We start from the raw sequence: 6,585 nt of genomic DNA, 5'->3' as shown, positions 1-6,585 counted from the left end.
AGCCGCGGCAACGAGCCTCTCCACGCGCGCCGGGTCCACGGGCCGGCGCACGTCGCCCTGCGCCTTCACGTACGTGCCGACGATCGCGCCGTCGGCCAGCGACAGGAGCTCGCCGACGGTCTCGGGCGTGACGCCGCTCCCGACGAGGAGCGGCACGTCGGGCACGGCGACGCGCACGCGCTTGACGTCGGCGACCGGCGTCGCCTGGCCGGTCGCGGGGCCCGAGACCACGAGCGCGTCGGCGAGGCCGCGGTGGACGAGGTCGCGCGCGGTCTGCTCGAGCTCGACGGGCACGAGCGGCTGCGCGTGCTTGCCGCCGACGTCGGCGAAGATCCTCACGTCGGCGCCGAGGAGCCGCCGGTCGCGCAGCGTGTGGTAGGCGTCGGTCTCCACGATCCCCTGGTCGGCGACCACCGCGCCCGCGTGGACGTTCACGCGGATGAAACGGCCGCCGGCGGCGCAGGCGATCGCGAGGGCCGCGCGCGCGTCGTTCTTCAAGACGTTGACGCCGAGCGGGGTGCCGGGAAACGCGCGGCGCAGCTCGGCCACGATCACGCCCATGGCGGCCACCGGCGCCGCCTCGACGCGGCCCGTGGTGAAGGGCGCGTCGCCGTAGTTCTCGACGAGGAGCGCGTCGATGCCGCCCTCGACCAGCGCCCGCGCGTCGGCGAGCGCCGCGGCCGCGACGCGCTCCATCGAGCCCTCCCAGCGCGGGCTGCCGGGCAGCGGGGGGAGGTGGACCATGCCGATGAGCGTCCGCGCGAGCTTCATGACGGCGAGCCTACCACGGCGCGGCTCACGCCCGCGCCCGGACCGGGGGCAGCAGCGTCCCGCAGCGCCGGCAGCCCACCGACCGCCCGCGGTGGCGCCACCTCACGCGCCGCCGCCGGCCGCACTTCGGGCACCGGCGCGCTTCGCGCCGGCCGAGCGTGTGGACGACGAGCCACTGGAGGATCGGGTTCATGGCGACGGGACGGACGCATCCAGCGTAGCATGGGCGCGGCGGGATGACGCGGAGGCGCGCGATGACCGTCGAGGTCCGGGAGGCGCGGGCCGGCGACCGGCCGGTGCTGCGCCGGCTCATGCAGCTCTACCTCTACGACTTCGCCGCGATCGACGGCTGGAACATCGGCGACGACGGGCGGTACGGGAGCGCCTCGAGGATCGCGCGCTTCTGGACGGACCGGACACGGACGTCGTTTCTCGTACGGCTGGACGGGAGGCTCGCGGGCTTCGTGCTGATCCGCGACGGCGCGCACTTCGCGGGCAGGGGCACGCGGGAGATCAGCGAGTTCTTCGTCCTGCGGCGCTACCGCCGGCGGGGCGTGGGCGAGCGCGCCGCCACGCGCGTCTTCGACATGTTCCCGGGCAAGTGGGAGCTCTGCGAGCTCGCGAGCAACGTCGACGCGCAGGCGTTCTGGCGCCGAGTCCTCGGGCGCTACACGCGCGGGCGGTTCGAGGAGCTGCCGCGTCCGGACGGCAAGGGCGTGCTGCAGCGCTTCGACAACGCCGCGCGCTGATTTGCCGGCCGCCGGGCCCTCGGCTATAGTGGCCCGGTCATGGCGCCGAAGACGCTGCGAGACGTGGCGACGTAACGCGAGGAAGGAGCCCACCGTGGGATACGAGACTCTCCTGGTCGAGCGCGCGGGCGGCATCGCCACGATCACCATGAATCGGCCCGAGGCGCGGAACGCGCTGGACATGACGATGCGGCGCGAGATGCTCGCCGTCCTCGACGAGCTCGAGGCCGACCCGACCTCCCGGGTGGTCGTCCTGACGGGCGCGGGCGGCCACTTCTGCTCGGGCGGCGACGTGAAGACCATGCGCCAGCGGCACACGGCCGCCGAGGGGCGCGGGCGCGTCGAGATGCTGAACCGGATGGTGCTCCGCCTCGTGCACTATCCGCTGCCGACCATCGCGATGGTGGACGGCTACGCCGTCGGCGCGGGCTCCAACCTGGCGCTCTGCTGCGACCTGATCGTGGCCTCCGACCGCGCGAAGTTCGGCGAGCTCTTCTGCAAGATCGGGCTCGCCGTGGACGGCGGCGGCACGTGGCTCCTGCCGCGCGTGGTCGGCATGGCGCGCGCCAAGGAGCTCGTCCTCACCGGCGACGTCATCGACGCCGCCGAGGCGGCGCGGATCGGCCTCGTGAACCGCGTCGTGCCGGCGGCGGAGCTGGCGGCGGCGACGCGCGCGCTGGCCGAGAAGATCGCCGCGGGCCCGCCGCTCGCGCTGCGCCTCGACAAGCAGCTGCTGAACCGCGCGGCCACGAGCGACCTCGCCGCGGCGCTCGAGGCGGAGGCGTTCGCCCAGGGGCTGGCGATCGCCTCCGAGGACCACGCGGAAGGGGTCGCCGCGTTCTTCGACAAGCGCCCGCCGCGATTCAGCAGGCGCTGACGTGAACCGCATCGTCGGCACCGGCATGGCCGTGCCGCCCTGCGTGGTGGACAACCACCTCCTCGCGCGCTGCATGGCGACGAGCGACGAGTGGATCGTCCAGCGCACCGGCATCCGCGAGCGCCGCGTGTCGCCCGACACCTACCGCATGCTCCAGCGCCTCGCCGAGGCGCCCGACAAGACCGCCTTCATGAAGTCGGTCTTCGCCGACGGCCTCGACGGCAAGATCGACTCCACGCTGACGGTGAGCGACCTCGGCGTGGAGGCGGCGGAGATGGCGCTCACGAGCGCCGGCATCACGGCGCGCGAGGTGGACTGCCTCGTGGCCTCCTCGACGCTGCCGGACTACGCCTATCCGCACACGGGCTGCGTCATCCAGGGGAGGCTCGGCCTCACGGCGACGCCGGCGATCAGCCTCCAGCAGGGGTGCGCCGGCTTCGTCTACGCGCTCGCCATCGCCGACCAGATGATGCGCGGCGGGATGTACCAGCAGGTGCTCGTGATCGGCGCCGAGCTGCTCTCGTCCGCCTTCGACTACACCGATCTCGGGCGCGACATGGCCGTGCTCTTCGCCGACGGCGCGGGGGCCTGCGTCCTGCGCGCCGAGCCGGGACCGCGCGGCGTCCTCTCGAGCCACCTCCACACCGACGGCACGACGCTCGACGGGCTCTCGGGCGAGCTGTGGGGCTCGTCCACGTTCCCGCCCGTCTCGAAGCGCAAGATCGACGAGGACCGCGCGCGGCCGCGCATGAACGGCCGCCAGGTGTTCGTCCAGGCCGTGCGCCATTTCAAGGAGGTCGTCCTCGAGTGCCTCGCCGCCAACGGCATCGGCGTCGGCGACGTGGACCGCTTCGTCTTCCATCAGGCGAACCTCAGGATCATCGAGGCGGTGGGCGCGGGGCTCGGGATCCCGGCCGAGCGTCTCTACAACAACGTCGAGCGCTACGGCAACACCGCCGCCGCCTCCGTCCCCATCGCGCTCCACGAAGCCGTCCGCGCCGGACTGGTCAAGGACGGCGACCTCGTCCTGCTGGCCGCCTTCGGCACCGGCTTTTCCTGGGGCGCGACGCTCGTCCGCTGGTAGCCGCGCGGCGGCGACGCGGCGCTACTGCGACGGGGCGGGTGCTGGCCCTGGCCGCGCGGGCGGCGGCGTGACCGGAGGGAGCGGCGCCGGAGGCGGAGGCGCGGCTGCGCCGGGCGGCACGGGAGCCGGGGCGGCGCCGCCGGGAGCGGGCGCCGGCGCGGGCGCGGACGGCGGCGGCGCGTTGGTCGGCGGCCGCGGGCCGCGCTTGATCGTCTCGTTCAGCTCGGGCGTCGCGCGCCGCATCTGCTCGGTGAGCTTCGCGGCGTCGAGCGCGGTGCCGATCACGCGCGGCGTGATCAGCAGGAGCAGCTCGGTCTTCTCGACGGTCCGCTGCTTGAAGCCGAAGAGGAGGCCGATCAGCGGGATGTCCTTCAGGAACGGGATGCCCCGATCGCTGATCGTCACCTTGTCCTGGATGAGGCCCCCGAGCACCAGCGTCTGATTGTTCAGGAGCACCACGGACGTCTCGGCCTCGCGCTTGATGAACGAGGGCGAGTTGGTCGGCGGGACGTTGTTGCCGACGGAGTTGACCTCCTGCTTCACGTCGAGGGCCACCGTGCCGCGCTCGCCGATGCGCGGCGTGACGGTGAGGATCACGCCCGCGTCCTTGTACTCGACCGTCTGGTTCACGCCGCCCGTCGTGATCGTCGTGCTCGTGCTGCCGCCCGTCGTGCCGGGCGTGCTGACGGTGCTCGTCTGCTGGCCCGTGATGACCGGCACGGACGTCGAGACGTTGATGACCGCCTTCTTGTTCTCCGACGTGAGCACGTGCGGGTTGGAGACGATGTTGACGCGGTTGTCGGCGGCCAGCGCGTTGAGGATCGCGAAGAAGTTGTCCGACTGGAACGTGAACGCGGTCAGGCCTTGCCCGATCGGGCCGAAGAAGGACGCCGGCCCGCCGAGCTGAGCCGGGAAGGACAGCGTGCCGCTACCGGGTCCCGGCGACGTCGGAATGGTGGTCCCCGGGCTCGTCGTGTTGGCGAACGCCCCGCCGACGTTGAACCGCCCCTGGCGCATCGCCCAGTCGATGCCGAGGCGTATGTCGTCGGTCAGCGTGATCTCGGCCACGAGCACCTCGATCAGGACCTGGCGGGGCATCCTGTCGAGCTGCTTGATCGTCCCCTCGATCTCCTGCCAGAGCCGCGGGTAGGTCGTCACGATCACCGAGTTCGTCACCTCGTCGCCGATGAAGCGCAGCTGGCCCTCGGTGAGACTCGCCTCGCCCACCGCGGTCGCGCCCGCGGCCGCGGGCGGCGGCGGGGGCGGGGTGGGGTAGGCGCCCGGGCGCGCGGCGGGCGCCGGGGTCGCGGCGCCGGCCTCGCGGCCGTAGATCTGGTTCAGCGTCGAGGCGAGGTCCTTCGCCTTGGCGTTCTCCGCGTAGTAGACGAACACGCGGCGGCCGCCGTAGATGTTCACGTCGAGCTGGCCGATGAGGCCCCTGATCGTCTCGATCTCGTGCTTCTTGGCGTGGACGATGAGGGAGTTCGAGCGCTGCTCGGCGATGATGAGCGGCGGGCGCTCGGCGGCGGCGCCGGGCTGCTGCGGGGCGGCGGGCGCGCCGGGCACGGCCGGCGGCGTGACGACCGGCGGCACGCCCGGCGCCAGGGAGCGGATGCGGCCGCTCGCGAAGAGCTGGTTCAGGATGCCCGCGAGCTGGGTGGCGTCCGCGAACTTGACCGGGATGATCTGCAGCTCCTCCAGCGCCACCTGCACGTCCACGAGGCGCACGATGTCGAGGAGCCGCGCCACGTTCGACGCCGTGTCGGTCAGGATGATCACGTTCGTCTCGCGGTGGGCGATGAGCGAGCCGCGCGTCGAGATGAGCGGCCGGAGGAGCGTCGAGAGGTCCGTCACCGAGGAGTAGCGCAGGGGCACGATCTGCGTGATGACCTCGTCGGTCGTGCGCCGGGGATCGGCCCGCGGCCCGACGATGGTCGGCACCGCGCGCTCGCGCGCGCCCTCGATGGTGACGATCTTGTAGAGGTTGCCGGCCTTGACGGCCGTGACACCGTTCACCTCGAGGATCGCCAGCAGAACGCCGAAGACGTCCTCCTGCGCGATGCGCCCCGAGGTCTGGACTGTGACCTTCCTGCCGCCGACGCCCGGCCCCAGCACGTAGTTGAAGCCGACGATCTCGCTCGCGGCCTGGATGACGGTCTCGATGTCCGCGTTGTCGAAGTTCAGCACGATGAAGCGCCCGCGCTGCGCCGGCGGGACTTCCGGCACGGTCGGCGGGGGCGGCGGAGGCGTCACGGGCTCGGCCACCTTCGGCGGCTCGGCCGGTGGCGTCGCCGGACGCGGCCCGATGGACGCGGGCGGCAGCAACGGCAACGGCTCGGGCGTGGGCGGCGGCGGGGCCGGCACGACCGCGGCCGGCGGCGGCGATGGCGCAGGCTTCGGCTTCGCCGCCGGCCCCGCGCAGCCCGCGACGAAGGCCACGAGGGTCACGAGGGCGATCGCCCGCGTCAGCACGCTATTGCTGAGGCGCCGGCGGCGCCCCGGTGATCGGCGGAACGGGCGTGCGGCGGCCGAGGCTCGGCGACGGGCGCCCGCCCGGGAAGCCGAACGGGCCCACCCCCGTGCCGGGGGCGCCGGGCGGGAGCTGCGGCGCGATGCGTCCCGGAGCCAGGATGGACGGCGGCACGGGAGCGCCCGGAATGATGATGGACGGCTGGCCCGGAGGCACCATACCCGGACCGACGGCGCCAGGCGACAGCACGCCGGGCGGGACGCCCGGCGGCAGGGCTCCGGGCGCGACGGCGCCCGGCGCGGGAACGGGAGGAGCCGTCGGCGCCCGCGGCTTCGACGGATCGCGCAGCTTCACGTCGATCGGGCCCTCGGGCCGCGCGATGACCACGCGGTCGGCGTCGATCGTCTGCAGCGTGCCTCCGGCGATTGCGTCGCCGATACGGTACCCCGCCACGCGCCTCGTCAGCGGATCCTCGAGGTACGCGATCGGGTTCTGGTCGCGGAGCACGACGCCGTAGAGGTTCGGTTTCGCGGCGCCGAACGCGGCGGGGCCGCCCGTCACCGTCGCCGGGCCCTCCGAGCGCGCCGGGCTGAAGACGTTGCGTAGCGCGACGACGTTGTAGGCGGTGGCGGGT

At 73.4% G+C, this 6,585-nt stretch carries 7 protein-coding genes; 3 read left to right on the top strand and 4 right to left on the bottom strand.

Going from position 1 to position 6,585, the window contains the following annotated elements; genetic code table 11:
- Both VKG64_14145 and VKG64_14140 read right to left on the bottom strand, forming a co-directional pair.
- Window positions 1–771 (bottom strand): BtpA/SgcQ family protein (locus VKG64_14145; protein HKB26181.1); only part of this gene is annotated, 771 nt, incomplete at its 3' end.
- Between the two features lie 25 nt (window positions 772–796).
- Window positions 797–964 (bottom strand): hypothetical protein, encoded by a 168-nt coding sequence (locus VKG64_14140; GenBank protein HKB26180.1) that lies wholly within the window; start codon window positions 962–964, stop codon window positions 797–799.
- A gap of 61 nt (window positions 965–1,025) precedes the next feature.
- Here VKG64_14140 and VKG64_14135 point away from each other — a divergent pair, with 61 nt between their 5' ends.
- The 3 genes from VKG64_14135 to VKG64_14125 all read left to right on the top strand — a co-directional run bounded on the left by VKG64_14135 (window position 1,026) and on the right by VKG64_14125 (window position 3,481).
- A complete protein-coding gene (locus tag VKG64_14135) occupies window positions 1,026–1,520 on the top strand; it encodes a GNAT family N-acetyltransferase (protein HKB26179.1) in 495 nt (164 codons plus the stop codon).
- Between the two features lie 94 nt (window positions 1,521–1,614).
- Window positions 1,615–2,397, top strand: coding sequence for an enoyl-CoA hydratase (locus VKG64_14130; GenBank protein HKB26178.1), 783 nt, complete (start codon window positions 1,615–1,617; stop codon window positions 2,395–2,397).
- 1 nt (window position 2,398) lies between these two features.
- Complete coding sequence (locus tag VKG64_14125; GenBank protein HKB26177.1) at window positions 2,399–3,481, top strand: beta-ketoacyl-ACP synthase III; 1,083 nt, start codon at window positions 2,399–2,401, stop codon at window positions 3,479–3,481.
- A 21-nt stretch (window positions 3,482–3,502) separates the two neighbouring features.
- Here VKG64_14125 and gspD read toward each other — a convergent pair whose 3' ends face one another.
- Window positions 3,503–5,953 carry a type II secretion system secretin GspD gene (gspD, locus tag VKG64_14120; protein ID HKB26176.1) on the bottom strand — a complete coding sequence of 817 codons (2,451 nt, stop codon included), beginning with the start codon at window positions 5,951–5,953 and terminating at the stop codon, window positions 3,503–3,505.
- A 1-nt stretch (window position 5,954) separates the two neighbouring features.
- The coding region (locus VKG64_14115; protein ID HKB26175.1) for a hypothetical protein at window positions 5,955–6,585 on the bottom strand (631 nt) is incomplete at its 5' end.

This window comes from Candidatus Methylomirabilota bacterium, assembly GCA_035260325.1.
Lineage (GTDB): Bacteria > Methylomirabilota > Methylomirabilia > Rokubacteriales > CSP1-6 > AR19.
The sequence above is the reverse complement of the archived record's forward strand: the minus strand, read 5'-3'. Positions and strand labels throughout refer to the sequence as shown.

Bases quoted from the DNA above. Each gene is read 5' to 3' on its own strand.
- VKG64_14140 (HKB26180.1), bottom strand. From the start codon at position 964: ATGAACCCGATCCTCCAGTGGCTCGTCGTCCACACGCTCGGCCGGCGC.
- VKG64_14135 (HKB26179.1), top strand. From the start codon at position 1,026: ATGACCGTCGAGGTCCGGGAGGCGCGGGCCGGCGACCGGCCGGTGCTG.